The sequence below is a fragment of the Actinoplanes lutulentus genome (genome assembly GCF_003259845.1).
GTDB lineage: Bacteria > Actinomycetota > Actinomycetes > Mycobacteriales > Micromonosporaceae > Actinoplanes > Actinoplanes lutulentus.
Genome location: NZ_QLMJ01000008.1, coordinates 76,869 through 103,395 on the forward strand (window position 1 = coordinate 76,869; position 26,527 = coordinate 103,395).

Annotated in this window: 25 protein-coding genes; 7 read left to right on the forward strand and 18 right to left on the reverse strand. The window is 70.0% G+C overall.

What is annotated here, in order from left to right:
• Nucleotides 1–50: 50 nt before the first annotated feature.
• The 10 genes from B0I29_RS18820 to B0I29_RS18865 are packed head-to-tail and all read right to left on the reverse strand — an operon-like array spanning nt 51 to nt 10,922.
• Nucleotides 51–1,043 carry an ornithine cyclodeaminase family protein gene (locus tag B0I29_RS18820; RefSeq protein ID WP_111650327.1) on the reverse strand — a complete coding sequence of 331 codons (993 nt, stop codon included), beginning with the start codon at nt 1,041–1,043 and terminating at the stop codon, nt 51–53.
• On the reverse strand, nt 1,040–2,296 hold the full coding sequence (locus B0I29_RS18825; protein ID WP_111650328.1) for a M24 family metallopeptidase: 1,257 nt from the start codon (nt 2,294–2,296) through the stop codon (nt 1,040–1,042). The genes B0I29_RS18820 and B0I29_RS18825 overlap by 4 nt, the downstream gene beginning before the upstream one ends.
• Nucleotides 2,293–3,321 (reverse strand): sugar phosphate isomerase/epimerase family protein, encoded by a 1,029-nt coding sequence (locus B0I29_RS18830; RefSeq protein WP_111650329.1) that lies wholly within the window; start codon nt 3,319–3,321, stop codon nt 2,293–2,295. The genes B0I29_RS18825 and B0I29_RS18830 overlap by 4 nt, the downstream gene beginning before the upstream one ends.
• Nucleotides 3,318–4,739, reverse strand: a complete 1,422-nt coding sequence (locus B0I29_RS18835) for an FAD-binding oxidoreductase (protein ID WP_111650330.1) — start codon at nt 4,737–4,739, stop codon at nt 3,318–3,320. The genes B0I29_RS18830 and B0I29_RS18835 overlap by 4 nt, the downstream gene beginning before the upstream one ends.
• Nucleotides 4,736–5,767, reverse strand: a complete 1,032-nt coding sequence (locus tag B0I29_RS18840; RefSeq protein WP_111650331.1) for a sugar phosphate isomerase/epimerase family protein — start codon at nt 5,765–5,767, stop codon at nt 4,736–4,738. Before B0I29_RS18840 ends, B0I29_RS18835 begins: the two co-directional genes overlap by 4 nt.
• Nucleotides 5,764–6,567, reverse strand: a complete 804-nt coding sequence (locus B0I29_RS18845; protein WP_111650332.1) for an ATP-binding cassette domain-containing protein — start codon at nt 6,565–6,567, stop codon at nt 5,764–5,766. Before B0I29_RS18845 ends, B0I29_RS18840 begins: the two co-directional genes overlap by 4 nt.
• Nucleotides 6,557–7,495: an ABC transporter ATP-binding protein gene (locus tag B0I29_RS18850; RefSeq protein WP_111650333.1), complete on the reverse strand. Its 939-nt coding sequence runs from the start codon at nt 7,493–7,495 to the stop codon at nt 6,557–6,559. The genes B0I29_RS18845 and B0I29_RS18850 overlap by 11 nt, the downstream gene beginning before the upstream one ends.
• Nucleotides 7,492–8,337, reverse strand: a complete 846-nt coding sequence (locus B0I29_RS18855) for an ABC transporter permease (protein ID WP_111650334.1) — start codon at nt 8,335–8,337, stop codon at nt 7,492–7,494. Before B0I29_RS18855 ends, B0I29_RS18850 begins: the two co-directional genes overlap by 4 nt.
• Nucleotides 8,334–9,347 (reverse strand): ABC transporter permease, encoded by a 1,014-nt coding sequence (locus B0I29_RS18860; RefSeq protein ID WP_220091347.1) that lies wholly within the window; start codon nt 9,345–9,347, stop codon nt 8,334–8,336. Before B0I29_RS18860 ends, B0I29_RS18855 begins: the two co-directional genes overlap by 4 nt.
• Nucleotides 9,348–9,359: 12 nt before the next feature.
• Complete coding sequence (locus B0I29_RS18865; protein ID WP_111650335.1) at nt 9,360–10,922, reverse strand: ABC transporter substrate-binding protein; 1,563 nt, start codon at nt 10,920–10,922, stop codon at nt 9,360–9,362.
• 196 nt (nt 10,923–11,118) lie between these two features.
• Between B0I29_RS18865 and B0I29_RS18870 the strand changes: the two genes are divergently transcribed.
• The gene (locus B0I29_RS18870; protein WP_111650336.1) at nt 11,119–11,799 is read left to right on the forward strand and encodes a GntR family transcriptional regulator; all 681 of its coding nucleotides are present in this window, start codon (nt 11,119–11,121) and stop codon (nt 11,797–11,799) included.
• Here B0I29_RS18870 and B0I29_RS18875 read toward each other — a convergent pair whose 3' ends face one another.
• Nucleotides 11,800–12,885 carry an ROK family transcriptional regulator gene (locus tag B0I29_RS18875; protein WP_111650337.1) on the reverse strand — a complete coding sequence of 362 codons (1,086 nt, stop codon included), beginning with the start codon at nt 12,883–12,885 and terminating at the stop codon, nt 11,800–11,802.
• A 52-nt stretch (nt 12,886–12,937) separates the two neighbouring features.
• On the opposite strand from B0I29_RS18875, the gene B0I29_RS18880 reads away from it, so the two are divergent.
• The gene (locus B0I29_RS18880; RefSeq protein ID WP_111650338.1) at nt 12,938–14,188 is read left to right on the forward strand and encodes an MFS transporter; all 1,251 of its coding nucleotides are present in this window, start codon (nt 12,938–12,940) and stop codon (nt 14,186–14,188) included.
• Between the two features lie 95 nt (nt 14,189–14,283).
• Nucleotides 14,284–15,945 (forward strand): hypothetical protein, encoded by a 1,662-nt coding sequence (locus tag B0I29_RS18885; protein WP_111650339.1) that lies wholly within the window; start codon nt 14,284–14,286, stop codon nt 15,943–15,945.
• Nucleotides 15,946–15,966: 21 nt separating this feature from the next.
• Here the strand turns inward: B0I29_RS18885 and B0I29_RS18890 are convergent, their stop codons facing one another.
• From B0I29_RS18890 to B0I29_RS18905, 4 genes are read right to left on the reverse strand one after another with little or no spacing between them, the layout of a single operon-like run.
• Nucleotides 15,967–16,815 carry a hypothetical protein gene (locus B0I29_RS18890; protein WP_111650340.1) on the reverse strand — a complete coding sequence of 283 codons (849 nt, stop codon included), beginning with the start codon at nt 16,813–16,815 and terminating at the stop codon, nt 15,967–15,969.
• A gap of 36 nt (nt 16,816–16,851) precedes the next feature.
• Complete coding sequence (locus B0I29_RS46295; protein ID WP_111650341.1) at nt 16,852–17,979, reverse strand: WXG100 family type VII secretion target; 1,128 nt, start codon at nt 17,977–17,979, stop codon at nt 16,852–16,854.
• The gene (locus B0I29_RS18900; RefSeq protein WP_111650342.1) at nt 17,979–18,257 is read right to left on the reverse strand and encodes a hypothetical protein; all 279 of its coding nucleotides are present in this window, start codon (nt 18,255–18,257) and stop codon (nt 17,979–17,981) included. The genes B0I29_RS46295 and B0I29_RS18900 overlap by 1 nt, the downstream gene beginning before the upstream one ends.
• Nucleotides 18,254–18,469, reverse strand: a complete 216-nt coding sequence (locus B0I29_RS18905; protein WP_245972610.1) for an SAV_915 family protein — start codon at nt 18,467–18,469, stop codon at nt 18,254–18,256. The genes B0I29_RS18900 and B0I29_RS18905 overlap by 4 nt, the downstream gene beginning before the upstream one ends.
• Nucleotides 18,470–18,704: 235 nt before the next feature.
• Between B0I29_RS18905 and B0I29_RS18910 the strand changes: the two genes are divergently transcribed.
• Nucleotides 18,705–20,642 carry an ABC transporter ATP-binding protein gene (locus B0I29_RS18910; RefSeq protein WP_111650344.1) on the forward strand — a complete coding sequence of 646 codons (1,938 nt, stop codon included), beginning with the start codon at nt 18,705–18,707 and terminating at the stop codon, nt 20,640–20,642.
• 14 nt (nt 20,643–20,656) lie between these two features.
• Here B0I29_RS18910 and B0I29_RS18915 read toward each other — a convergent pair whose 3' ends face one another.
• Both B0I29_RS18915 and B0I29_RS18920 read right to left on the reverse strand, forming a co-directional pair.
• On the reverse strand, nt 20,657–21,001 hold the full coding sequence (locus tag B0I29_RS18915) for a hypothetical protein (RefSeq protein WP_146616814.1): 345 nt from the start codon (nt 20,999–21,001) through the stop codon (nt 20,657–20,659).
• Nucleotides 21,002–21,093: 92 nt separating this feature from the next.
• Nucleotides 21,094–21,852: a peptidoglycan-binding domain-containing protein gene (locus B0I29_RS18920; RefSeq protein ID WP_220091348.1), complete on the reverse strand. Its 759-nt coding sequence runs from the start codon at nt 21,850–21,852 to the stop codon at nt 21,094–21,096.
• Between the two features lie 320 nt (nt 21,853–22,172).
• On the opposite strand from B0I29_RS18920, the gene B0I29_RS18930 reads away from it, so the two are divergent.
• Nucleotides 22,173–23,789 carry a cellulase family glycosylhydrolase gene (locus tag B0I29_RS18930; RefSeq protein WP_111650346.1) on the forward strand — a complete coding sequence of 539 codons (1,617 nt, stop codon included), beginning with the start codon at nt 22,173–22,175 and terminating at the stop codon, nt 23,787–23,789.
• Between the two features lie 37 nt (nt 23,790–23,826).
• Here B0I29_RS18930 and B0I29_RS18935 read toward each other — a convergent pair whose 3' ends face one another.
• Complete coding sequence (locus B0I29_RS18935; RefSeq protein WP_111650347.1) at nt 23,827–24,231, reverse strand: winged helix-turn-helix transcriptional regulator; 405 nt, start codon at nt 24,229–24,231, stop codon at nt 23,827–23,829.
• Between the two features lie 112 nt (nt 24,232–24,343).
• On the opposite strand from B0I29_RS18935, the gene B0I29_RS18940 reads away from it, so the two are divergent.
• The gene (locus tag B0I29_RS18940; protein WP_111650348.1) at nt 24,344–25,246 is read left to right on the forward strand and encodes an NADP-dependent oxidoreductase; all 903 of its coding nucleotides are present in this window, start codon (nt 24,344–24,346) and stop codon (nt 25,244–25,246) included.
• Nucleotides 25,247–25,337: 91 nt separating this feature from the next.
• Nucleotides 25,338–26,450, forward strand: a complete 1,113-nt coding sequence (locus B0I29_RS18945) for an oxidoreductase (protein WP_111650349.1) — start codon at nt 25,338–25,340, stop codon at nt 26,448–26,450.
• The last annotated feature ends 77 nt before the right edge of the window (nt 26,451–26,527 follow it).

Below are 26,527 nucleotides of genomic sequence, written 5' to 3' on the forward strand. Positions count from 1 at the left end.
GCCACCGCGGGGCCGGTGCCCTGGGACACCGGCCCCGCGACGCGAACTGATCAGGCGGCCAGGTCGATCGTCGTGCCGATTCCCTCCTCGCGGGCCCGCTTCAGCAGCAGGTCGGCGGTCACCAGGTCCTGCAGGCCGATGCCGACCGAGTTGAACAGCGTGATGTCCTGCGGCGTGGTGCGGCCGGGTGCGAGGCCGGCGATCACCTCGCCGAGTTCGACGCGCACGTCGGCCGTGGTGATGGCGTTCTCGGCGAGCGCCATCACCACCTCGCCGGACTTGCTCAGGGCGGTCGGCAGCGAGTCCACCACCAGGTACGCGCGGCGCATCCCGGAACCGTCGATCTCCCGGTGGTCGGTACGCGGTGGCGCACCGACGGCGTTGACGTGCAGGCCCGGCTCGAACCAGGCGCCGTGAACCAGGGGCTCCCGGGCGGGGGTCTGGGTGCACAGCACGTCGGCGGCGCGGACCACCTCCTCGACCGTGTCGACCGCCTTCACCGTCAGACCCAGCCCGGCGACCGCCTCCCGGTACGCGCTCACCCGTGCCGACGAGCGTGACCAGACGACGACGGTGTCGATGTCACGGACCGCGACGATGGCCCGGGTGTGCTCGATCGCGAGGTTGCCGGCGCCGACCAGGCCCAGCACCCGGCTGTCCGGCCGGGACAGGTGGGCGGTGGCGACGGCACTGACAGCGGCCGTGCGGACCGCGGTGACCAGGCGCCCGTCGATCAGGGCCTGGCACTCCCCCGTCGTGGCGGAGCTGACCAGGATCGCCGAGCGCTGCACCGGCAGTCCGGCGGCCCGGTTGCCGGGGATGTCGGCGAGCAGTTTCACCGCGGCCCGGCCGCTGGCGCCGTCCGCGGCGGCCATCGGGATGAGTGCCGCACCGTCGAGGGTCATCGCCGGTGGGGCCGGCACGACGGCGCGTCCGCGTGCCAGGTCGGCGTGTGCCCGTTCGACGGCGGCCCGCACCTCGGTGTGGTGCGGGTCGCCGCGCAGCAGCCGGGCGACGTCGGAGTGGGTCAGGACGAGTGTCATGCGACGACGAGCCGGTTGGGCAGTGTGTTGAGGACCTCGTTGCCGTCCTCGGTGCAGATGACCGTGCCGCCGACGCAGACCCGGCGGCCGTCGAGCAGCGCGTTGGGCTCGAACGCGAACGCGGTGCCGGGCTGGATGACGAAGTCGCCGTCCTGCGGCACCACCGGCGGCAGCGCGGGCAGGTGCGACAGGCCGGGGTCCTTCTCGGTGTTCATGTGGGTGGCGCTGTTGAAGATGACGCCGGAGACGGTCTGGATGTGCGGGCCGGTGTTCCAGCAGCCGGCGTCCAGGGCGGGCTGGTTCATCGCGGCGGCCAGCTCGCTGAACGTGATGCCCGGCTTCAGGACCTCGAGGCCGGCCTTCAGCGACGCCTGGCAGACCTCTTCGAGGAAGAGCAGTTCGGCGGACGGTTCGCCGAGGACCACGTCGATCTGCTGCTGGGACTCGTAGGTGCCGTAACAGGCGAAGATCTCCGAGGCGATCGAGTCGCCGGCCACCAGCGTGCGCGGCGCGCCACCCATCGACATCCACTCCGGCTGGCCCCACGCGAACCGCGAGGAACCGCTGCGCAGCAGCAGACTCGGCGGCAGCACCCAGCCACCACCACTGACGATGGCATTAAGAGCAGCAGACCCAACCACACTTTCCCGTACGCCCACCGCGCTGGCCTCGATGAACGCGGCACACGCCGCCTCGCCGAGCGCGGCCGCCTTGCGCAGCATCTGCCGCTCTTCCGGGCTCTTCACCAGGGCGAGCACCTCGAACGGCGTCGCGACGTCGACGAACGTCGCGTCCGGCAGCCCGTCGAGGACCCGCAGCCAGGTGCTGTAGGAGATGGAACCGGCCGCGCCGCCGACGGCCCGGCTGCTCAGGCCGACGATGCCGACCCGGCCGGTGTCGGCCTTGCGCTCCTTCACCGAGTTGATCATCCCGGCGATCGGGTCACCGACCCGGTAGTCCTCGACCCACCGGTCGTACGCCTGGCCGGGCTCGTCGTAGCGGTTCAGCGGGAAGCGGCCGAGCAGGTAGGTGGGCTCGCCCTCGGGGGTGAGCACCACGATGCCGTGCAGGGTCTCGTTGGTGAGGTAGCGGTCCCACAGGTCACGGCCGGAGCCGAAGACGACAAGCGCGTCCAGCTCGTTCTCGGCCATCAGCGCCCGCAGCGCCAGGTAGCGGCGGTCCCTCTCGGCACGGGAGAGAACGGGGAACTCGTCGGCACCGGGCAGCACGGGGGTCAGGACGGGGTGGGTCATGCGGGGCTCCCAAGGGTGGTGAGGACGGTGCGCAGGTACGCGACGCTGTCGGTGATGAAGGCGAGTTCCTCGTCGCTGCTGGTCGGTGCGCGCAGCGCGGCCAGGTCGGCCCGGCCGGCGTAGGACCGGGTCAGCCGGTGGACCTCGGCGAACTCGTCGAGGGTGAGGTCGGGGTGCCCGGCACGCCAGACCGGGTCGTCGACGAAGAGCGGCATCTCGGCGCGGCCGTGGATGATGCCCTCGATCGACAGGGTGGCGTCCGGTGCGTGCTCGACCAGGGGCGCGAGCAGCGCCGGCCAGTCGATGACGCCCTGGCCGGCCGGGGCGAGGAACCGGCCGATGCCGTCCTCGGTGAAGGCCAGGGCGACGTCGCGGACGTGGCTCTGCCGGGTGTACGGGGCCACACGGTGTGCCGCCGCCACCGGGTCCTCGCAGCGGACCAGCACGTTGGCGGTGTCGAAGGTGATGCCGAACGCGTCCGGCCCGGCCTCCTCGACGAGGCGGACCACCTCGAACGAGGTGATCTCCTCGTGCGTCTCGATGTTCAGGTGGCAGCCGTGGTCACGCAGGATCGGCGCCAGCGAGACCAGGACACCCGCCGTCGCGGCGAGCTGATCGGCCCAGGAGACATCGGTACGGAACCTGTCACACGCGTACAGTCCCTGGATTTTGAATTGGTAGTTGGCCGTCGCCGTCCAGAGCTCGCGGATGCCGGCGCCGGCCAGGGCCTCGATGATGCGGCGCATGCCGAGCAGGTAGTCGCCGTCGCCGAGCCGGCGGATCTCGGGTGCCTCCGGGGTGGCGAACGGGTTGACCTTGGCGGTGCCGACTTCGAGGTAGAGGCCCAGGCCGGTGGCGTGCGCGGCGATCTCGCCGAGCTCACCGGCGTCGAGGGTGGGGCTGAGTTCGAGTGCCGAGCGGAAGAACGCGCCGTCCAGGCCCAGCTCGGAAATCTTGTCGAGGGTCCAGTGCGGGCCGTTCTCCCGGGCGCCGGGGAACTTGCTGGTGTCGGTGCCGACTCTCATTTCGCGGTGCCGCCGGAAAGGTCGACCAGGCCGCGGCGGAAGATGTTCGCCGGGTCGTAGGACCGTTTCACCGCGACGAGGCGGTCGTAGTTGGCGCCGTAGACCGCCCGGGCCACGTCCTCGTCGCCCTGCACGCTGGCGAAGTTGATGTAGGTGCCGCCCTGGAACGGGCCCATCGCGTCGGCGAAGCTCTTGGCCCAGGCGACCAGTTCCGGCTTCTCCTCGGCGAACTCCCAGTCGGCGCCGATGTTGGCGCCCCAGGCCAGCCCGTGCGAGCTCATCGCGGTGGCGGTGGTGTCGCGCCGCGTCATCGCGCCGCCGCCGCCGATCACCTCGAACGGGCAGAGCACCTGGTGGGCGATGTTGGAGTGCGCCTGCAGCGGCCGGCCCGGGTATTTGTCGGACCAGTCGATCGCGGTGTCGATGACCTCGTCGGCGAAGCTCTCCAGGAAGATGTGCTTCCAGTAGTGGCCGATGCCGTACCGGAACTCGTCGTCGGTGGAGTGCTGCAGGGTGACGTGCGGGATGGTGCGCAGGCTCTCGTAGACCGGCCGGGCCTGGGCGAACATCGGCGCGGTCAGCGCTGGCTCGGCGGCCGGGTCGCCGTAGTGAACGGTGGCGATCGACAGCACCGGCTTGCCGCGGTGCTCGGCCTCGACCTGCGACCAGTACGGCGGGCAGGTCAGCAGCCGTGCGTACGTGGTGACGTTGTCCGGCGCGGTCGGCGCCCAGTCCCGGAAGAAGCGCAGGACCTCGCGGCGGTCGTCGGCGGCGTACAGGGCCTGGCGGATCGTCGCGAGTCCGGGCAGCGGCACGTACCGGAAGGTGAACGAGGTGACCACGCCGTAGTTGTGGCCGGCGCCGCGCAGCGCCCAGAACAGGTCGGCGTGCTCGGTGTCGGAGACCTGAAGGATCCGCCCGTCGGCGACCACGATCTCCGCGGCGACCAGGAAGTCTACGGTCGCGCCGTGCAGCCGGGCCAGGTATCCGGCGCCGCCGCCGAGGGTGAGCCCGGCGACGCCGGTGTGCGAGACGACGCCGGCCGGGACGGCCACGCCGTGTTCGGCGGCGGGCCGGTCCACGTCACCCCATCGGCAGCCGCCGCCGACGGTGACGGTTCCGGCTTCCAGGTCGAACACGACGTCGTTCATCGGGGCGGTGTCCAGCAGCACCGCGCCGTCAGCGACGGCGGTGCCGGCCAGGTTGTGCCCGCCGCCGCGCACGGTGACGTCGATGTCGCGCTGCACGCACCAGGTCAGGGCGGCGGAGACCTCCTTGGCGTCGCGGCAGCGCACGATGGCGGCCGGGCGGCGGTCGATGTCGGCGTTCCAGACCCGGCGGTGCCGGTCGTAGCCGTTCTCGCCGGGCAGGATGACCTCGGCGGAGGTGACGGAGCGGAGCTGGGCGAAGTCGGTCATGCGGATTCCTTACTGAGCAACGTGCGGAGCGCGTCGGCGCTGCGGGTGGCGAAGACGTCGAAGGTGAAGCCCGGGTCGGGGGTTCGCAGGGTTCGCAACGAGAGCCCGTCGTAGGCGTGGGCGAGCCGGTAGATCTGCGCGAGCTCGCCGGCGTCCAGGTCCGGGTGCCCGGCGAGCCAGACCGGGTCGTACGGGTGCAGGGTCATCTCGGCGCGGATCACCCCGATCGGCTCGATCGTGAGGTTGAGGTCCGGGTTGGCGCCGAGCAGGGCGTCGAGGACCGGCTGCCAGTCGATGACGCCCTCGCCGATCGGTGCGAGGAATCGGCTGATCCCGTCGTCGGTGACGACCAGCGCGGCGTCACGCAGCTGGGTGGAGTGCACGTACGGCGCGGCCCGCCGGGCGGCCTGCACGGCGTCCTCACCGCGGACGAACACGTTGGCGCTGTCGAAGCAGATGCCGAGCACGTCCGGGCCGACCGCCTCGACGAGGCGGACCAGCTCGTACGTGGTGATTTCCTCGTGGGTCTCCAGGTTGAGCCGGCAGCCGTATTCGCGCAGCGTGGGTGCGAGCAGTTTCAGGAACTTCTCGGTGGCGGCGAGCTGCTGCGGCCAGCTGGTGTCGGTACGGAACCGGTCGGTGCTGAAGTATCCGGGCAGCTCAGGCTTGAACCCGCCGGTGGCGCTCCACAGGTTCGTCACGCCGATCGCACCCGCGGCCGCGATCAGCTTCTGCATCCCGGCCAGATAACTGCCGTCGCCGAGCGCCCGGATGTACGGGAACTCGCCGGTCATGTACGGGTTGACCTTGCCGACACCGAGCTCCAGATAGAGGCCCAGCTCGTCGGCGCGGGCCCGGATCTCGCGCAGGTAACCGGGGTCGAGGGTGGGTGACACCTCGTACAGGGTGCGGACGTTCACCCCGTCCAGGCCGAGGTCCTTGATGTTGTCGAACGCCGCGAACAGGTCCGGCCAGGGCGGCGGGCCGTAGGTGGCTTCCAGTTTGATGTCGAGGCCGACGGCGGTCATCGGGCGCTCTCCTTCTGTCGATGACGGCGTTCGCGTTCGGCGGCCGGGTCGGGGATCGGCACGGCGGCGAGCAGCGAACGGGTGTAGGGGGCCTGCGGGTTGTCGTAGATCTGCTCGCGGGTGCCCTGCTCGGCGATGCGTCCCTGGTCGAGCACGACGAGGCGGTCGCAGAGGTAGCGCACGACGGCGAGGTCGTGGGCGATGAACAGGATGGACAGGCCGAGTTCGCGGCCCATGTCGCGCAGCACGTTGACGACCTGGGCCTGTACCGAGACGTCGAGGGCGGAGACCGGCTCGTCGCAGATCAGCACCCGAGGTTCGACGGCGATGGCCCGGGCGATGGCGATGCGCTGCCGTTGCCCGCCGGAGAACGAGCGGGGATAGCGGTCCAGGTCGCCGGCGTCGAGTCCGACCTGGCCGAGCAGCGTGGTGACACGGGCGCGCCGGCCGGCGGCGGTGCGTTCGATGCCGTGCACACGCAGGCCCTCGCCGACGATCTCGGCGACGGTCATCCGGGGGTTGAGGCTCGCGTACGGGTCCTGGAAGACCATCTGCGCCTCGCGCCGGAACCGGTGCCACGCGGCCCGGCCCTGCAGGGGCTCGCCGTCGTACGAGACGGTGCCGGCGTCCGGCTTGGTGAGCCCGACCAGGCAGCGGACCGTGGTGGATTTACCGGAACCGGATTCGCCGACCAGGCCGAGCACCTCGCCGGCCCGCAGGGTGAACGACACGTCCTCGATGGCGGTGAACCGGCCGTACCGTTTGGTGAGACCGTCGGCGGTCAGCAGGTCAGACCTCATGGCAGGCCACCTGACCGCTGCCGATCGTGACCAGCACCGGCGCCTCGGCAGAACACCGGGAGACCGCCGCCGAGCACCGCGGGTGGAAGGAACATCCCGGCGGCCGCGCCGACGGTTTCACCGCGGTTCCCGGGATCGTGTCGAGGCGTTCGGTCAGCGCCCGGTCCACCCGCGGCACGGAGTTGAGCAGGCCACGGCCGTACGGATGCGACGGGCCGGCGAAGAACGTCTCCACGCTGTTCTCCTCGACCTTGCGCCCGGCGTACATCACCGCGACCCGGTCGGCGAACCCGGCGACGATGCCGAGGTCGTGGGTGATCAGCAGGACCGCGATGCCGTCCTCGGCGGCGAGCTGTTCGATCAGGGCGAGGACCTTCTCCTGCACCCGGACGTCGAGGGCGGTGGTCGGCTCGTCGGCGATCAGCACCCGCGGGCCGGTGATCAGCGCGGCCGCGAGCATGACCCGCTGCCGCATGCCGCCGGAGAACTCGTGCGGATAGGCGTTGAGGCGCTCGGCGGCGCGGGGCACACCGAGCCGGTCGAGCATCTCGGCGGCCCGCCTGCGGGCGTCGCGGCGCGACACACCGCGGATGCGCAGTGGTTCGGCCACCTGGTCGCCGACGCGGCGCAGCGGGTTCAGCGCGGTGCTCGGGTCCTGGAAGACCATCGCGAGCTCGGTTCCGCGTACCCTCTGCATTTGTTTTTCGGAAAGGGTGACCAGGTCGCGGTCGCCCAGCCACACCTGACCGCCCACGGTGACCGACGGGTCGAGGCGCAGCAGCGCACGGGCGGTCATCGATTTGCCGGAACCGGACTCGCCGACCAGCGCGACCCGTTCACCGGCACGAAGTTCCAGGTCAAGGCCGTCGACGATGCGCAGATTGCCGACATCGACGGTCAGGTTCTCGACCCTCAGCACTGCTGTCATGCGTCCCCCAAGGTCGGGTCGAGCTTGGATCGCAGGGCGTCGCCGAACAGGCCGAACACCACGGCGGTGAGGGTGATCGCGATGCCGGGCACGGTCGCCACCCACCAGGCGGTGGTGACGAACTCGCGGCCGTCGGCGACCATGGCGCCCCAGTCGGCGCTGGGTGGCTGCGCGCCGACGCCGAGGAACGACAGGCCGGACATCAGGACGATCACGCCGGAGACGTCCAGGGCGGCCTGCACATAGAGGCTGTCGAGGGAGTTCGGCAGCACGTGACGGGCCATCAGCCGGCGGGCCGGCACGCCCATCACCCGGGCGCTCTCCACATAGGTGCTGGCCATGGTCTCGCGCAGCACCGCACGGACCAGCCGGGCGAACGGCGGCCAGAGCGCCACGACCAGCGCGATGATCGTCGAGCGCAGGCTCGGGCCGAGCGCCGCCGCGATGCCCAGCGCCAGGATCATGCCGGGGATCGACAGGAAGATGTCGCAGACGCGCATCAGGATCTCGTCGGCCCACCGGCCGCCGATCGCGGCGAGCGCGGCCACCACGATGCCGACGACAGCGGCGAAAACCACCACCACGATCGAGGACAACACCGTGGTACGGGCACCGGCGAGCAGCCTGCTCAGGATGTCGCGGCCGGCGGCGTCGGTGCCGAGCCAGTGGCCGGGGCCGGGCGCCTGCAGCGCCTGGGACAGATCCACCTGGTACGGGTCGTGCGGCGCGAGCCACGGCCCGACCAGCGCGATCAGCAGGAACAGGGCCGCCGCGGGGATGGCGAGGCGGTCGAGCAGCGGAATCCGGGGCAGCGCGATCCGGGGCAGGGTCATGGCCGTCATGCCGCCACCGCCTGACGCGTCCGCGGGTCCAGCCAGAGCTGGATCAGGTCGACGAACAGGTTGGCGAGCACGAACACCAGGCCCAGGACCAGCACCGCGCCGAGCACGGCGTAGGTGTCCTGGGAGGTCACCGCCGTGTTCAGGTAGGTGCCGACGCCGGGGATGCTGAACACCGACTCGACCAGCAGCGCGGCGCCCATCATCCAGCCGAACTGCATGCCGAGCAGCACCAGCGTCGGTACCAGGGCGTTGGGCAGCGCGTGGCGCCAGATGATCCGCGCGTTCGACGCGCCCTTGGCCCGGGCGAACGCGACGTGGTCGGCGCGCAGCGCGCCCACCATCGAGGAGCGGATGCTGCGGGCCACCACCGCCAAAAACGGCGCGGACAGGGCGAGCGCGGGCAGGATCAGATGTTGTACGGCGTCCCACAGGCCGGCGATGTTGCCGGCCAGCAGGGCGTCGACGGTGGCCAGCCCGGTGACCGGTGGTGATTCCAGGCCGAAGCCGTTGCGGCCGGAGATCGGTAGCCAGCCGAGCCGGGAGCCGATCAGGTACTGCAGCATCAGGGCCAGCCAGAACACCGGCACTCCCCCGCCGAGCACCATGATCAGCCGGCTGGCGGTGTCGCCGGAGCGGCCGTGGCGCAGCGCGGAGAAGACGCCGAGCGGCACCGCGATCGCGATGTTGAAGACCATGGTCAGGGCCACCAGTTCCAGCGTCGGCGGCAGCACGGTGGCCAGGTCGACGCGGATCGGCTGGAAGGTGACCACCGACGTGCCGAGGTCACCGTGCAGCAGGCGTTGCAGGTAGTCGCCGTACTGGACCAGCACGTTGTGGTCCAGTCCCAGGCGTTCACGGGCCTGGGCGATCTGTTCGGGGGTGGCGGTGCGGCCCGCCGCGATCTGGGCCTCGTCGCCCGGAATCGCCTTGATCATGAAGAAGACCGCGGTGGCCACGCCCCAGATCGTCAACACCGCCAGCGCCAGCCGGCGCACGATGAGCCTCAGCACGTCGGGTGCCCCTTACTGGAAGTGCAGAGCGGTCGTGTCGAGCAGGGTGTGGGTCGGCGCGTACGCGAACCCGGCCACCGTCGACTTGTGCAGGTAGTTGTAGGTCGAGTTGGCGATGTTCATCGAGACCGCGTCGTCGTTGACGATCTGCTGGACCTGTTTGGCGTACGCACAGCTCTGGTCCTGTGAGGTGGCCTTTGTCGCCTTGTCGAGCAGCGCGTCGACCTCGGGGTTGGAGTACTGGCCGTAGTTGGAGCCGGTGCCGATGAACTTCGAGTCGTAGACCCGGTAGAGCATCGAGGCGGCGTCCGGGTAGAGCGGGAAGTCCCAGAGCAGGCCCAGGTCCGGCGCCGTCTTCGGGTCGGAGACCGCCTTGACGAACTCGGGGTAGGTGACCGCCTTCAGCTCCAGCGTCACGCCGATGTCGCGCAGGTTCGACTGCAGCAGCGTCCCGGCCTTGTTGTGCTCCGGGATGACCGACTGGTAGTACATCGTGAGTTTCAGGTTGGTGGCGCCGGCCTCGGCCAGCAGCTTCTTGGCCTCGTCGACGTTCTGCGCCGACGGTGCGATCGCCGGTCGGCAGGACATCGTGCTGGGCAGCGGGCCGTCGGCGACGACGCCCTTGCCGGACAGGATGTTGTCGACGTGACCCTGGTAGTCGTAGGCGAGGCGTAGTGCCTTGCGGACCCGTACGTCGGCGGTCGGGCCCTGACTGGTGTTGAAGAACGTGTAGAGCTGCAGCGGGCCCTTCACGTCGGTGGAGGTGAAGCCGGTCGCGTTGGTGAACTGCGCCTGGTCGGTCGGGACCAGGCCGTACGCGACGTCGATGTTGCCCTGCTTGAGTTCGTCGCGCAGCGTCGCGCTCTCCGTGCTGTAGCGGTAGACCATGCTGGCCGGCCGCTTGCCGGGACCGTCCCAGTACTGGTCGTAACGGGTGAAGCGGGCCTGCTGGTTGGGGCGGTAGTCGGCCAGGGTGTACGCGCCGCTGCCGGCGTCGTGGGTGGCGAGCCAGGTCTGCCCGTCGTCGGTGCCGGCGTTGGCGGTGACCAGCGCCGAGTTGACGATGTAGACGCGGCTCAGCGCGCCGAGGAAGCCCGCGTTCGCCCTGCTCAGCGTCACGGTGACATGGGAGCCGTCGGTTGCCGAAGAAGACTTGTAGTCGGCGATCACGGTCGCGATGCCGAGGTTGAGCTTGCGGACCCGATCGAGGGTGTAGACCACGTCGGCGGCGGTCACCGGCGTCCCGTCGTGGAACTTCGCGCCCTCGCGGAGGGTGAAGGTGATCGAGGTGGCGTCGTCGGCCACTTTCCACTCGGTGGCGAGCTTGGGGACGAGCTTGTCGTCGCTGTCGTAGGTGAGCAGCGTGTCGTAGACGGCGACGCTGGTCAGATCGGTCTGCACATCGGACGAGAGCAGCGGGTCAAGAGTCTGCGGGGTCGCTCCGGTGCCGATGATCAGGGTGTCGGCGCGGCTGGATCCCGTGGTCGTCGTAGTGGATGAGGAGGAACCGCAGGCGGCCAGGGCGAGCGCCAGCGTGGCCGTGGCGGCCCCCGCCACCAAGGTTCGCAGCTTCATGATGTCTCCGGGGGTTAGTCGAGCATCTTGGTATACAAGATGCCAACTGAATGGAGTCAGTGTTGCGAACGCGAAGTAACAGGCTTGTCAACTGGACCGACATCTCCGGGCGTTCCCAGCCATGGCGGGTAGCGGCTATCTTTGGCGTGCTGTATTCCAAAGACATCGCTAAATCTTCGCCAGACAGGGGCATTTCATGACCACGCAGTGGACGGCCATCGGCACCGTGGACCGGTCGCTGTCCACCCAGGTCTACGACTTCCTGCGCGAGCGCATCATCTCCGGCGACCTCAAGCCCGGTCAGCGCCTGATCGAACGGGAGATCTGCGAGCAGCTCAACGTCTCCCGGATCCCGCTGCGCGAGGCCCTGCCCCAGCTGGAGGCCGACGGATTCATCCGTACGCTGCCCCGGCGCGGCGCGATGGTCACCCAGCTGACGCTGCGCGACATCGAGGAGCTCTTCGACGTGCGCGAGAGCCTCGAGGTGCTCGCCGCCAAACTGGCCGCCGGCAACCCGGACCCCGCCGGCCTCGCGGTCCTGGCGGAGAACATCCGCGAGGCCCGGGCTGCCCTGGACCGTGGCGCCGACCACGAGGCCGCCGCCGCCAACGTCGCCTTCCACGACGGCGTCCTCGCGCTGTCGCGCAACGCGCTGCTGGCCGGCCTGATGCAGCCGCTCAACGGGCGCATGCAATGGCTGTTCCGGATGACCGCCGACCGCGACATCCGCGTCCAGTGCGCCGAGCACGAGGGCCTGTTCGCCGCCATCCGCGACGGCAACACCGAACTCGCCGCGTCACTGGCCTTCGCCCACGTCGCCAGCGGCCGCACCCCGTCGCTCACCCTGCTCGCCGACGTCCTGCCCGCCGACCGCTGATCAGCCGGTGACGACGGCCAGACCGGGGACGCCGTAACGCGCGTCGAGGATCTGCATGGCGGCACCCGCGGCGATGCTGTTCTCCGCGAGCGTGGACACCGAGACGTCGACGGTGAGCCAGTCCGCGCGGGGCACCTCGGCGCTCACGGTCGCGGTGACCGCGTCGAGGTAGACACCGCTGTGCCGGATCAGGTCGGCGCCGGCCAGCACGACGTGCCCCAGGTCCAGGGTCTGCAGCAGGTTGACCACACCGACGCCCAGGACCCGGGCCGCCCGCTGGACGTCACCCGCGGCGAACGCCTGGTCGTGGACGGCTTCCAGGCACCCGCGCCGGCCGCACACGCAGGCGGGACCGTCGAGCTGGACGACCGTGTGGCCGAACTCGCCGGCGTTGGTGTGCGCGCCGCGATGCGCGGATCCGCCGAGCCACAGCCCGGCGCCGACCCCGGCCTCCACCATGATCAGGGCCGCGTCGCGGAACCCCGGGCCGCGCCGCCACGCCTCGGCGGTCACCCCGGCGGTGACGTCCTTGTCGACGTGCACCGGCAGGCCGAGCGCCTGCTGCGCCATCGACGCCAGGGGCACGTCGTGCCAGTGCCGCAGCCGGTGGGCGTCGCGGACGGTGCCGGCGGCGTGGTCGAGCGGGCCGATCATGCCGATGCCGACGCCGACGAGGCGGTCGCTGAGGTCCCTGGCGGCCCGCAGCTGCCGGACCTGCTCAACAAGGGCATCCAGGAGCTGGCCGGGCGTGAAGTCACCCGGTAGCACCGTCGCCGTGGATGCGAGAACGGCACCGGCGAGATCGGTCAGCGCCAGCCGCAGCATCCGCCGCGACACGTGCGCCCCGATCGCGAAGCGGCTGTCCGGCACCAGCTCGTAGACCCCGGCGGCGCGGCCGGTCGCCGGTCGGCGCACGCCGGCGGGTGCCACGACACCCTCGCCGAGCAGCCGGGCCAGGACCTTGGAGACCGCCTGCGGGGTGAGCCCGGTGGCGTCGGCGACGTCGCCGCGTTCGAAGGTCGCGCTGGCCCGGGCCAGCGCGATCACCAGGGCCTCGTTATAGCCGCGCAGGAAGGTCTGGTGCACCTGATCACCTTAGCTGGAGGGTTTCGCAAAAGCGTTGCTAAAGTCCGCGGCCATGGAACACCTGACCACCCGGCACCGTTGGACAGCCCTGCTGGCCCTCGCCCTCGGCGGCGCCGCGATCGGCCTCACCGAGTTCGCCGCCATGGGACTGCTCCCCGAGATCGCCCAAGACCTGCTCGGTGCCGGCTCCGCGACCGAGGTCGCGCACGCCGGTTGGACCATCACCGCGTACGCCCTGGGCGTCGTCGCCGGCGCCCCACTGATCGCCGCGCTCACCACCCGCTGGCACCGCAAACGCCTGGTCCTCGGCCTGCTCGTGCTCTTCGTCGCGGGAACGGCCGCCTCGGCGCTGGCGCCGACCTTCGGCCTGGTCCTGGTGGCACGTTTCGTCGCCGCACTGCCGCACGGCGCCTACTTCGGCGCCGCCGGCCTGCTCGCCGCCTCGCTGATGGGACCGGGCAGAGAAGCACGAGGGTACGCGGCCGTGCTCAGCGGTTTGACCATCGCCAACCTCGTCGGCGTCCCCGCGATGACCAGCCTCGGACAGGCCGCCGGGTGGCGCGCCTCCTACGCCGTCATCGCCGGCGTCTTCCTGCTCACCCTGCTGGCGGTGGCCGTCAGCGTCCCGGAGATCCCGGCGGTCGCTACCGGGTCGGCCCGCGCGGAACTGCGTACCCTCGCTCGTCCTCAGGTCTGGCTGGTCGCCGCGACCGTGGCGATCGGGTTTTCCGGTTTCTTCGCGGTGAACAGCTACATCGCGCCGGTGACGACCGAGGTCACCGGCCTGAGCAACGGCGCGGTGCCGTGGGTGCTGGTCGCTTTCGGACTCGGCATGACCGTCGGCAACGCCCTCGGCGGCTGGTTCGCCGACCGCGACCTGCGCCGCGCCCTGCTGCTCGGCTTCACCGCCGTGATCGCAGCGATCCTGTTCTTCGCCCTGTTCGCGGACACCACGCCGGGCCTGTTCGCTGGGGCGTTCCTGGTCGGCGCCACCAGCCTGTTCCTCGGCCCCGCCCTGCAAGCCCGGCTGATCACCGTCGCACCCGGCGCGCAACTGATGGGCGCCGCGATCAACCAGTCCGCGATGAACGTCGCCAACAGCATCGGCGCGGCGGTGGGCGGCCTGGTGATCGCTCGCGGTCTCGGTTATCTCGCTCCCGCGTGGACCGGTCTGGCGCTCAGCGTGGCCGGGTTGTTGATGGCCGCGCTGAGCTTCCGCCTGGACCGCGAACGCACCGCCCCCGGCGACGCTCAGCGATCCGCTGCGGTTCCTACACCTTCGGGGCAGCAACGAGCCGGCTGAACGGACCCACAATAGAAGGCGTGCGCATAGGTGGACGCCTGCCGAGAGGCAGCAAAGCGGAGCGGCGTCTCCTCCGTGGGGCAACAGATGAGCTGGTGATCGATGCGCGCGGCTGGCGTCCGTCCGACCGGCTGGTCCGCTCGCCGGTGCTGGCCCGCAGGCTCGCCGGGCCCGCGCCGGTGCGGCTGCTCGGCGTTCGGGTCACCGGCAAGCTGGACCTGAGCGGGCGGACCATGACCGCCCCGCTGTCCTTCGAGGACTGCGTGTTCGACGAGACGGTGGACCTCACCGGGCTGACCGTGCCGTCGGCGCAGTTCGTCGGCTGCCGGATGCCGGAACTTCACGCCGCCCGCCTCAAGACCGGTGAACTGCATGCGTCGAACGGTTTCGCGGCATCCGTGGTGCGTCTGCAGGGCGCGCAGATCGACGGCTCGGTGGTGTTCGACGGCGCCGTCCTGTCCCATGAAGGCAAGTGGGCGCTGCTCGGATACAGCATGAGCGTCGGGCGGTCTCTCAGCTTCAACAACGGCTTCTCCGCCCACGGCCAGATCAACCTGATCGACGCGCGCATCGGCGGCAGCCTCAGCTTCACCGGATCAGCTCTGCATCAGCCCGGTGGCACAGCTCTGGACCTGCAGAGCGCCACCATCGGGTTCGCCCTCTTCCTCGGCAGCAGCCTCGGTGATCCGGGTGGTTTCACCGCCGAGGGAATGATTCGGCTGGTCAGCGCTCGCATCGACGGGTTCGCATGCTTCTGGGGCGGCCGGATCAACAACCCGGGCGGATACGCCGTCGCCGCGCTGGGGCTCAAGGTGCGCACCGTGATCCACATGGACCGTGGATTCGTCGCGGTCGGCACCGTCGATCTCGATCGGGCTCAGATCGGCGGAACCGTTCACCTGGCCGGCGCGGTGCTCGACGGCGGGGACGCGGTGGCACTCCGCGCGCAACGGGCCGCGATCGGCGACTCACTGGAGATCACCAGCGGTGCCACCGTGCACGGAGAGGTGGTCCTGCACGGCGCTCGCGTGGACGCCCGGCTCGACTTCACCGACGCCGACCTCGGCGGCTGCCCTGCTCTCGATCTGTCCCATCTACGGGCGCAGTCGCTGGTCCTGCGGCCACAGACCGCTTCCGCCGCCGTCGACCTGAGCCACGCCTGGACGGGGGTCCTCGACGACGACGTTGACCGATGGCCGGCTTCGTATGCGCTGCAGGACTTCACCTACGACCAGATCACCGAGCAGGGCAACGTGCCGGTGGACCGGCGTATCGCCTGGCTGCGCCAGGAACGATATGGCTATACGCCGCAACCGTACGAACACCTGGCCGCCGTGTATCGCCGCACCGGCCACGAGCAAGCCGCCCGCCGCATCGCGGTCGCCAAGCTGCGGCATCAGCGCAGAGTGCTGAGCCTCGCCGGCCGCCTTTGGAACATACTGTTGCAGGTCACCGTCGGGTACGGGTACCGCCCCTGGCTGGTCAGCCTGTGGCTGCTCGCCCTGGTCCTGCTCGGCGGCACCGCCCTGATGTCAGCGGACCGCTCGGACATCGTGGCGATGCGGCAGCCGGCGCCCCCGTTCAACCCTTACCTGTACGCGCTGGACGCGTTGATCCCGGTGCTCAACCTGGGACTGAAGTCATCGTGGACGGTCGGTGGCCCGGTCGCCTACTGGTCGTGGGCACTGACCGTCGCGGGTTGGATCCTCACCACCGCCTTCGTAGCCGGCGTGGCGAAAGCCGCGAAGCGCGACTGACCGATTCCGCACAGCCTGCGATCAACGGTTGTCCGGGCGGAGCAGGAATCGGCGCTGGCGGACGCGGTCCAGCGCTGCCTCGCTCGACAGCTCGGCCCGGTGCTCCGGGTTCTCGTGGTAGTGGCGCAGGGTCTGGTAGACGGCCACCGGGTCGGAACTGAGCCACGGCACCTGGATCGCCAGGACCGGGAACAGGCGCTGCTCCCAGCCGGCGATGGCGTGCGGCGCCGCCCGGACGATGCGGGTCGCCTCGGACGGCATGGCCGCCACCGCGATCAGCGGTGTGCGGGCGAACTCGCTGGAGCCCACCTCGCGCACGGTGTCCCAGGGCGCGAAGTACGTGAAGGCGATACTGCTGTGGTAGATCCCGGCGGGAACCAGGGTCAGCCGGCCCGGCGCGTGCCGCAGCAGCGCGAACGCCATCAGTACGGGGAAGGCCGCGAGCAGCAGCAGGACGATCGCGATGACCATGGAGTCGGGCAGCAGGGCCAGGGCGATCGCGATCAGAGCGAGGGTCATCAGGACGCTGTTGGACGCCGTCCAGTAGTACATCGCCGTGCGGTACCGGAAGCTCACACCGGGCGTACCGTCATCGATTCTCGCGATCTGGGGGTTGATGTCGCGCGGATAGCGGCGGGAGGCGTAGAACCAGCCGGCGAAGTGGCCCATCACGATGGTGGCGCCCACCAGGAACGCCGCGCGGGGAAGGTCGCCGCCGATGGCCGTGACGACTGCCGTTACCAGGCCGATCGCGGCGAGCAGGGCGCAGAGGACGAAGGAGAAGCCGGGCCATCGTGACGGCCCGTCCTCGCCCCACGGCGACCCACCGGCTGCCGCCGCGGTGTCAAGGTTGGGAATGTCGTCTGGCATGCGGCCCCGCCCGGGTCTCGAAGGTGGTGAAAGGGACTAGCCGAACACTTTCTGGAAACCGCCGCTGATCGCCGAGCCGACGTCCTTGGCGCCGTCGCCGATCGCCGAGCCGACATCCTTGACCCCGTCGGTGATGGCCGTACCGGTTTCTTTGAGGCCGTCCTCGAAAGCCTTCGTCACGTTGTCCGGTAGGGCATCGTATGCGGCGTCGACGAGGCCGCTGCCGATCACACCGCCGACAATGCCGCCGATCGCGCCACCGACCACGATGCCGACCGGACCGCCGGAGATGCCGATCGCCGCACCGATCTTGGCGCCGACCAGGGCTCCGCCCACATTGCCCGCTCCGGAGAGGACGGACTTGCCGACCGGTTTGCCGTGCGCGATGTCGTATCCGACGCCGGCCGCGGTGATGACCGCGCCGGCCACCGGGATCTTGCTGAGGAACCGGCGTTCGAAGCCACGGGCCTGCAACTCGACCTTGCTGCTCTCCAGGTACTTGGCGTAGGCCGCCTCGTTGAGGGCCTTGGACGCGGGTGTGCCGCCGGGGGTCTTCAGGTAGTGGTCGACAAGCGCCTCCGAGGCTTTGCCGATGGCCTGGGACTCGGCGCGCAGAATGTCACGGTGGATGGTCGCCAGGCTGCCGATCAGGCCGCCGGTGATCACCTCGCTGGTGAACAGGTGCCATTTCTGGGTGATGTCGTCGCCCATGTTCTTCAGCACCGCCCGGCCGAACTCGATGGCCGCGTTCCCCCGATCGGCCTCGGCCTGGGCGAGCTGATAGGACTCGACCTGCTGCGGGGTGGGCGCGGCGACCGGTTCGAGAATGGTGTCGCCGGCCAGCGGCAGGCCACCGTCCGCGGCTATCTGCCGGGCACGGGCCATGTGGGCCTGAGCTTGAGCCAGCTGTCCGGCGTAGTGTTCGAGGCCGTCGGCCGTGCTGCGCAGACCGCCGTGCAGGCGGTCGGCCTGGCCGGCGGTCCCGTCGATCCGCTGGCCGAAAGCGGCTCCGGCCGCGCCGCGCCAGCTCTGGGCGGCGTCGGCGTGCGAGGACCGCATCGCGGCCGCACCACCGTCCACTTCGAAGGCGAGCCGGTCACGCAGCCAGCGGGCCGTCGCGTACACCTGCTCCGGCCGGCCGTCGAGACGGGTGTCGATGGGCATCAGTACCCACCGGCGATGTGCCCGGCCGCGGAGGCGTCCTCGCTCACGTACGCCCGGCTCGCCGCCGCGACCCGGGAGCCGGTCTCGTGCAGGACGGTGACCAGCTGCGCCGAGTTCGCGCAGAGGGCGGCGAGGATCGCGGCGATGGCGGCGGTGTCCTGGCCCGCGTCCGGGGTGCCCGGCGCGCCGTCGCCGGCCGCGTCGATCGCGTCACCGCGGTGCCGCAGCCGCTCGGCGATGCCGTCGAGCACGGCCGGGTCGACATGCAGATCGTTCATGGCTGCTCCCCGTCTCGTCTCAGCTGCTCGGGTATACGCATGTCCATGAAGATGAGTTCATAGCCGGTGAGCTGCTGAATCCGATCGAGGTCGGTCGCCGGCACGACCGTCCACGGCTGCTGTTCACCGCAGCAGTCGACGAGCCGGTCCAGAGCCGAGTAGATGAGCAGTGCCATCCGGCCGTCCTCGGTGCGCCGCAGCTCGATGGTCACCTCGCCGTCGCCGGGGCTGACCGGTGAGCACGGCAGGTAGACATAGGGCGGGATCGTTTCGGCAGACAGTCGCGCGGCCCTCCTCGATCGACGGAAGTTCGCAGGTTAGTGAGCCGCGCTGATCCCGTACCCATGGAAGTCCAAGATCTGACGGCAGCGGCGCACATCGCGTCGGCGATGAGGCCGCCGCCACCGCTGACACTGGGTCCAGGCGCGAGCTAGGAGGACCTGTCAGGTGAATGCCTCAACCCCAAGCACGGAGACCACTGCCGAGGAGTCGGTGCTGCCTGAGTTGCGGGACGCCTGGTGGGAGCACGGTGTCCGCCGGAGGGCTGAAGCCGGTGTCCTCGGTGTCTTCGCGGAGCTGCCGAAACTGGTCGGATCGGCGGTGTCGGTCGCCTGGCGGGCAGACCGTGTGCGTACGCTGGTCGTGGGTTTCGCCACGCTCGGATCGGGCCTGATGGCGACGTTCGGGTTGCTCTCCACCCAGCGGCTGCTCGTCGAACTCTTCGCTGGTGGGCCGACTCCTGACCGGGTGCGGGCGGCGCTGCCGGCGCTGGCGCTGCTCGCGGCGACGACGGCGGTCGCCGGAGGTTTGCGGATCACCATCGGGTACGCGCAGAACGGCCTCACCCCACGGGTCAACGAAGTGGCCGAACGCCGCCTGTTCGAGGCGACCACGGCGGTCCGGCTGGCCGCGTTCGACGAGGACGCGTTCGCCGACGACATGGAACGCGCAACCCGCGGCAGCGACGCGGCGATCGCGCTGGTGCAGAACACCGCGAACATGTTCGCCGGGCTGGTGAACCTGCTCGCCGTCGCGGTGGCCGTCATCGTGATCAACCCGCTGCTGCTGGTCGCGCTGATCGTCGCGACCCTGCCGAACGGTTACGCCGCGCTGCGCGCGGGCCACTTGCGCTATGCGACATTCCTGGCCGGTTCGGTACGCCGGCGCAGGCTCTGGGTCCTGCAAAGGCAGATGGCCGAACGGGACTCGGCGCCGGAGCTGCGATCGTACGGACTACGCGGCTTCCTGCTCGGCCAGTACGACATGGTGATGGGCGCGCAGACCCGGGAGGATCTGGCGCTGGCCCGCCGGGTCACCACGACGACGAGTGTCGGCGCGCTGGTCAGCGGTGTCGGGCTGGGCGGTGTGTGGGTGCTGGTGGGCGGGCTGCTGTGGGGCGGGCGCATCCCGCTGTCGAGTGCGGTGACCTGTGTCGTCGCCGTCCAGGCATCCCAGCGGGCTCTGGCGGTGGTGACGTTCCAGCTGGACCGGCTCTACACCGACGGGCAGTTCTTCAAGGAGTACATCGGCTTCCTCGAACGGGCGAAGCAGTACCTGCCGCCGGAGGGTCCGGACGGTGACCGTACCCAGCCGCAGGCGTTGCGGCAGCTGACGGTGCGGGGCGTGAGCCTGGCGTACCCCGACCGTGACCAACCGGCGGTCGACGACGTCACGCTGACCATTCAGGCCGGTCAGACGGTCGCGTTCGTCGGGGAGAACGGCTCCGGCAAGACCACGCTCGCCGCGATGATCGCCGGGTTGCGGTCGCCGAGCGCCGGGGTGATCGAGTGGAACGGTCATCCGATCGCCGATCTCGACGAGGGCACGCTGCTGCGGCGCATCTCGGTGGTCATGCAGGAGCACCACAAGTGGCCGTACACGGCGGCGACGAACATCGCGATGGGCGACATCGGCACTGCTCCGGCGCAGAAAGCGATCGAGCAGGCCGCGAACCGGGCCGCCGCTCACGAGACGATCCTGAACCTGCCGAACGGGTACCGGACGCTGCTCGACAAGACCTTCAAACACGGCCAGGACCTGTCCGGCGGGCAGTGGCAGCGCATCACCGCGGCGCGCGGCTTCTACCGCGACGCCGACCTGCTGATCATGGACGAGCCGTCGTCGGCGCTTGATCCGCGGGCGGAGGACGCGCTGTTCCGGGCGGTGCGCAGCAGGCAGGGCCACAAGACCACCATCCTGATCACCCACCGGCTGGCGAACGTCATCCACGCGGACCGGATCTTCGTGATGCACGACGGGGTCCTCACCGAGGAGGGCACCCATCGCGAGCTGGTGGCGGCACCGGGGCGGTACGCGGAGTTGTTCGCCATGCAGGCCAGCGGTTACGTAGCCGAGCCCGACGATGCCGGATCCCCGTCGGCGTGACGCTGACGCCGGTGTCACTCACCACCGCGTGCCTCCCAGCGCTCCAGAAATGACTCCATCGCCCCGGCAGTCCGCACTGTCTCCAGCCAGTCCCAGGCAGCGTCGCGGATCTCTCGTTGAGCGACCATCTCGGTCGCCTCCCCGTAACTGACCGGCCAGCCGTCGACGATGTCGCCGAGTTCGGCAAAGAGGCGGTACAGCCCACCGGCGTGTGCCACCTCGGCCCAGGACGGTTGCAGGAACTCCCCCGACACCTCGGCGACCAGCTCCACCGGATCCTCGTGTCCCTTCAGGATCCGCCACATCAGCGAATCGATGACCGAGATCAGAGCACCAGGGACGTCGTCGGCGGCAGACACATCATCATGATCGCTCATCGGCACGTTCAGTCGCCTGGAGCGCATCGATCAGTCGTGGCCGATCGGCGGCCACGACTGATCGTTGCGGACGGTCAGGAGCCGTCGCCGTCGATGCAGTGGCTCGACGAGTCGTCGACGCCGCTGCGGTACGGGATGATCTCGGCCCGGAACTTGACCTTCAGACAGTCGCCCTGCTCCACCGCTTTCTCCGCGTTGCCCTTCAGCAGCCAGGTCCCCCCGACGAGGGCCGCGGAGCAGGCGGCCGCAGCCATCTTTCGCTCTTGAACACACAATTTCACGTCAGCGGCGTAGGCCGCGAGATCGGCGTCTCGTTCGTTGAGGACTTGATGGATCTCCTGGGTGACGCGACGGCTGAAATAGAACGTGCAGTTACCGAAGTTCCCGCACTTGTAGACCCCGTTCTCCCCCGCCCGGGTGCCGTCCGGCACGCCGGAGACCGCGGAACCGGACGACGGTGGTTGCGGCGAGTTGGCCGCCTTGTCGAGCGCGGTGATGGTCGCGGCGTCCGCCACCCCGGTCACCGGCAGATTCACCGGCCCGCCCTGGAAGCCCCGTACCGCCAGCACGGTCTGTTCCCCGAAGTCGCCGTCCACCAGCACGTTGATGCCGACGGCGACCAGGGAGTTCTGCAACGAGAGCACGCAGGCTCCCGACGACCCCTTGGTCATGACCTCGTCGACGCAGGTGGTCAAGCTGACGACGTCGTCCTCGGCTCGAGCCGGGCCGGCCGTACCCAGAACCGAGACCGCCAACGCCGCGGCGACCAAACCGGAAAACCATTTCCCGCGCCGTTTATCGACCGCATGAATTTCCTCCGGGAAATAGCTCATAACTGCCACCCTGCGTCGTTTCGGCTGAGCCTCCACGATTCGTCATCGCGTCACGCAGGCGATAGAGGGGTAATCCGTTCGGGGCCGATTCCCGAGAGGACAGCAGCCGCCGGCTGCTCGACAGCCTCCGCCGTGAGAACGGTCAGACGCTCGGGCGACTCTGCGCCGGCCTCGCGATGACGCGGCAGACCGTGACCGAGCAGACGAAGAGCCACTAGACCTCCAGACTCACCTCAAATGTTTCGACGAGATGACAAGGCATCGATGCTTTGCAATGATGGGAGCGCTCCCAGCTGGTCTGTGCCACGAGAGGAACGTTCATGGGTCAGAAAACACGGAAGGCCGGGCTCGCCTTCATGGCCGCCGCCCTGGCCGTCACCGGAGCCGTCTACGGCGTGACACGGTCGGCGTCCGCCGACGTCGTGGCCCAGCTGAGCGGTCCCCAGCTGGTCGCCGACATGGGCGCCGGCTGGAATCTGGGCAACACCCTGGAGGCCAGCACCAACGGCATCCCCAGTGAGACCGCCTGGGGAAACCCCGCCGTGACGCAGGCTTTCATCGATCGGGTACGGGCGTCGGGCTTCAGGACGATCCGGATTCCCGTCTCCTACCTGGGACACATCGGAGCCGGCCCGGACTACACCGTCAACGCGGCATGGCTGAACCGCGTCCAGCAGGTCGTCGACTACGCGTACAGCCGGGGCCTGTATGTGCTGATCAACATGCACGGTGACGGTTACAAGACCGTCGCCGGCTCCTGGCTGATCTGCGACGCGTCCGATCAGACCACGATCCGGGCGAAGTACCAGAAGGTCTGGCAGCAGGTGGCGACCCGGTTCCAGAGCTACAACGAGCACCTGATCTTCGAGTCGATGAACGAGAACTTCGACGGGCAGTACGGCAATCCGACCCAGCCGTGTTACTCGAACATCAACGCGTACAACCAGCTCTTCGTGGACACCGTGCGCCGCACCGGCGGGACCAACGCCTCGCGGTGGTTGCTGGTGCCGGGCTGGAACACCAACATCGATTACACCGCGGGCAGCTACGGGTTCGTGATCCCCACCGACCAGTACCGCTCCTCCACGGTCCCGGCCGCCGAGCAACGGTTGATGATCTCGGTGCACTACTACGACCCCTGGGACTTCACCGGCACCGAGGACGGCACCATCACGCAGTGGGGCGCGGCAGCGACCAACCCGGCGAAGAAGTCGGTCTGGGGCCAGGAGGACTTCCTGGACGGGCAGCTCAAGAAGATGCACGACACGTTCGTCACGCGCGGATATCCGGTGTTCGTCGGTGAATACGGCTCGATCGACAAGACGACGTACGACTCGACAAACAACCGGTACCGCGCGGACTACGCACGCGCCCTGGTGACCGCCGCCACGAAGTACGGAGCGGCCACCGCGTACTGGGACAACGGCTGGAACGGACAGCACGGCTTCGGCCTGTTCGACCGCAGCGCCGCGACGGTGACCCAGCAGGGCATCATCGACGCGATCATGACCGGCATCGGCAGCCAGCCCAGCAACTCGCCCTCGGTGTCGCCGTCCGCCTCAGCTTCGGCGCCCCCGTCCGGGTCGCCTTCAGCGAGCCCTTCAACGAGCCCGTCAGCCACCGCCGGCGCCTGCCGGGTCACCAGCGCCGTGAGCGCCTGGAACACCGGCCTGACCAACAGCATCACCGTCACCAACACCGGCACCACCGCCGTCAACGGCTGGAAGCTGGCCTTCACCCTGGCCGCCGGACAGACCATCACCGCCGGCTGGAGCGCCACCTACTCCCCGACCAGCGGCACGGTGACCGCCACCAACGCGAGTTACAACGGCACCCTCGCACCGGGCGGCTCGGCCACCATCGGGTACCAGGCCGGCCACACCGGCAACGCCGCCGCCCCGACCGGATTCACCCTCAACGGAGCCACCTGCAGCTGACGGACCGGCGCCGCTTCGACGTCCTGTCGGAGCGGCGTCACGCTCCCGCGCGGGCGTCGAACTCGGCGCGGGCCATGAAGACGCGATCCATGTGCGCCTCCGCCCAGGTCTTGATCGCGGCCATCACCGGGACCAGTTCGTGCCCGAGCGGCGTCAGCGCGTAGTCCACCCGGACCGGCACCGACGCGGTCACCGTGCGGGTGATCAGGCCGTCGCGTTCGAGCGTACGCAAGGTCTGGGTCAGCATTTTCTGGCTGACACCCGCGATGCGGTGGGCGATCTCGCCGTGCCGCTGCGGGCCGCCGGAGAGTGCCGAGATCACCAGCGCGACCCATTTGTCGGTGAGCCTGCTCAGCAGCTCCCGGGTCGGGCAGCCGTCCAGGAACGCGTCGTAGTCGAGTTTCGCCTGATCACGGCGTTGTTCTGCGGTCGTCGTCGCCATCGTTGCCCCCTCCGGTGCCCTAGGCACTCCAAGGTACCTACTTTCTCACGGTGCCCAGGGATTCGTACCGTCGTGGTGTTCGCAAGAGCGACACCAAGCGAGGGAGACGGCGATGCGTGCAGTCAGTTATGCGGAGTTCGGCGGACCGGAGGTCCTGCGGGTGGCCGAGGTTCCGGTGCCGGCGCCCGGGCCGGGACAGGTGCGGGTGCGGGTCGCCGCGTCCGTGCTGCATCCGGTCGATCTGATGGTCCGCTCCGGCCGGTTCCCGGCGCCGCTGCCGACCGGCCTGCCCTACACACCCGGCTGGGACGTGGCCGGCGTGGTCGACGCGGCCGGCGATGCGGTCGAGCAGTTCGCCCCCGGCGACGAGGTCATCGGCTTCTCGCCGTGGCTGCAGACGACGAGCGGCGCCCACGCGGAGTACGTGGTGCTCGACGCCGCCTCGCTGACCGGCGCGCCCAGCGGCGTCCCGGCCACCGAGGCGGCGACGCTGCCGACGAACGGCCTCGCCGCCGCACAGGCCCTCGACCTGCTGGAGCTCCCGGAGGGTTCGACAGTGCTGGTCACCGGCGCGGCCGGGCAGGTCGGCGGATTCGTCCTGGCGCTGGCCCGGGCTGCCGGTCTGCGCGCCACCGGGCTCGCCGGAGACGGCGACCGCGAGTTCGTCGAGTCGCTGGGCGCGACGTTCCTGGCGCGCACCGAGGAGCCCGCGGGAGTGTTCGACGCGGTCATCGACCTCGCGGTGATCGGTTCCGCACTGCTTGATCGGGTACGGGACGGCGGCGGCTTCGTGGCCGCGTCGCCCCCGCTTCGCCCGGAACCGGTGCGCGGAATCCGCACCTTCGCGATGGAGGTGTCATCGGACGGATCCCGGCTGGAGGGGCTCGTCAAGCTCGTCACCAGCGGTGACATTCCGCTTCGCGTCGCGGGCGTCTACCGCTTCGACGACGCGGCGGCCGCCCACGACCGGCTGGCCCGGGGCGGCGTACGCGGCGCGGTGGTGATCGTTCCCTGACCCCGTACGGGGCGCTTGCGAAAGGCCGCGTCTGCAACTAATTTTACTTGCAGACACCGAAACAACGCGCCTGCAAGTACATTGGGGAACCATGCCGCTGCTGTTCACGCCACTCACTCTGCCCGCGCCCGACGGCGACGGTCTCACCCTGCGCAACCGGGCGATCGTCGCGCCGATGTGCCAGTACGTCATCGACGCCGAGGACGGCGTGCCGACCGATTGGCATCTGCAGCATCTCGGTTCCTTCGCCGCCGGCGGCTTCGGCCTGGTCACCACCGAGGCCACCGGCGTCGAAGCGCGCGGACGGATCAGCCCCCGTGACGTCGGCCTCTACACCGACGCCCAGCAGCAGGCACACCAGCGACTGGTCCGGTTCATCCACTCCCAGGGTGCCGCCGCCGCGGTGCAGCTCGCCCACGCCGGCGGCAAGGCCTCCACCTATCCGTGGCTGCCGGGCCAGCCGGACGGCACGGTGCCGGCCGCGGACGGCGGCTGGCAGACGGCCGGGGTCGCTGACGCGCCCGTGCTGCCGGGGCTGGACGCCGCGACCGCCCTGAGCGAGCAGGGCATCGCCGAGGTGGTCGCCGCTTTCGCCGCCGCGGCCCGGCGGGCGGACGCCGCGGGTTACGACGCCATCCAGCTGCACGCCGCCCACGGTTACCTCATGCACCAGTTCCTGTCGCCGCTGACCAACACCCGCATCGATGGCTACGGCGGGGATGAGGAAAGGCGTACGAGATTGGTCCGCGAGGTGGCCGCCGCGGTCCGCGCGGTCTGGCCGGCGCACAAGCCGCTCGGCATCCGGATCAGCGCGACCGACTGGGTGGACGGCGGCTGGGATGTGGCCGCCTCGGCGCGCCTGCTGCGCCGCCTCGCCACCGACCACGGTGTGACCTGGGTCGACGTGTCCTCCGGCGGCCTCGGTCGTGGCGCGGACATCGCGGTCGGCCCCGGATATCAGGTGACGCTGGCCGCGGAGCTGACCCGGGAGCTCGCCGGCACTCCCCTGGTGGTGAGCACGGTGGGACTCATCGACGAGGCGATCCAGGCGGAGACGATCCTGGCGTCGGGTCAGGCGCACGCGGTGTCGATCGGCCGCGCCGCGCTGCGCGACCCGCACTGGGCGGCATCCGCCGCGTCCCGGCTCGGCGTGCCCCGCACCGAGATCCCGTACCCACCGCAGTACTGGCGCGCCAACTGGTGAAGAGCATCGCCCACGGTATCCATATATCTACACGTATGTACGGAGGCGCCCGCGCAATGCGGGAACGTCCACACCTC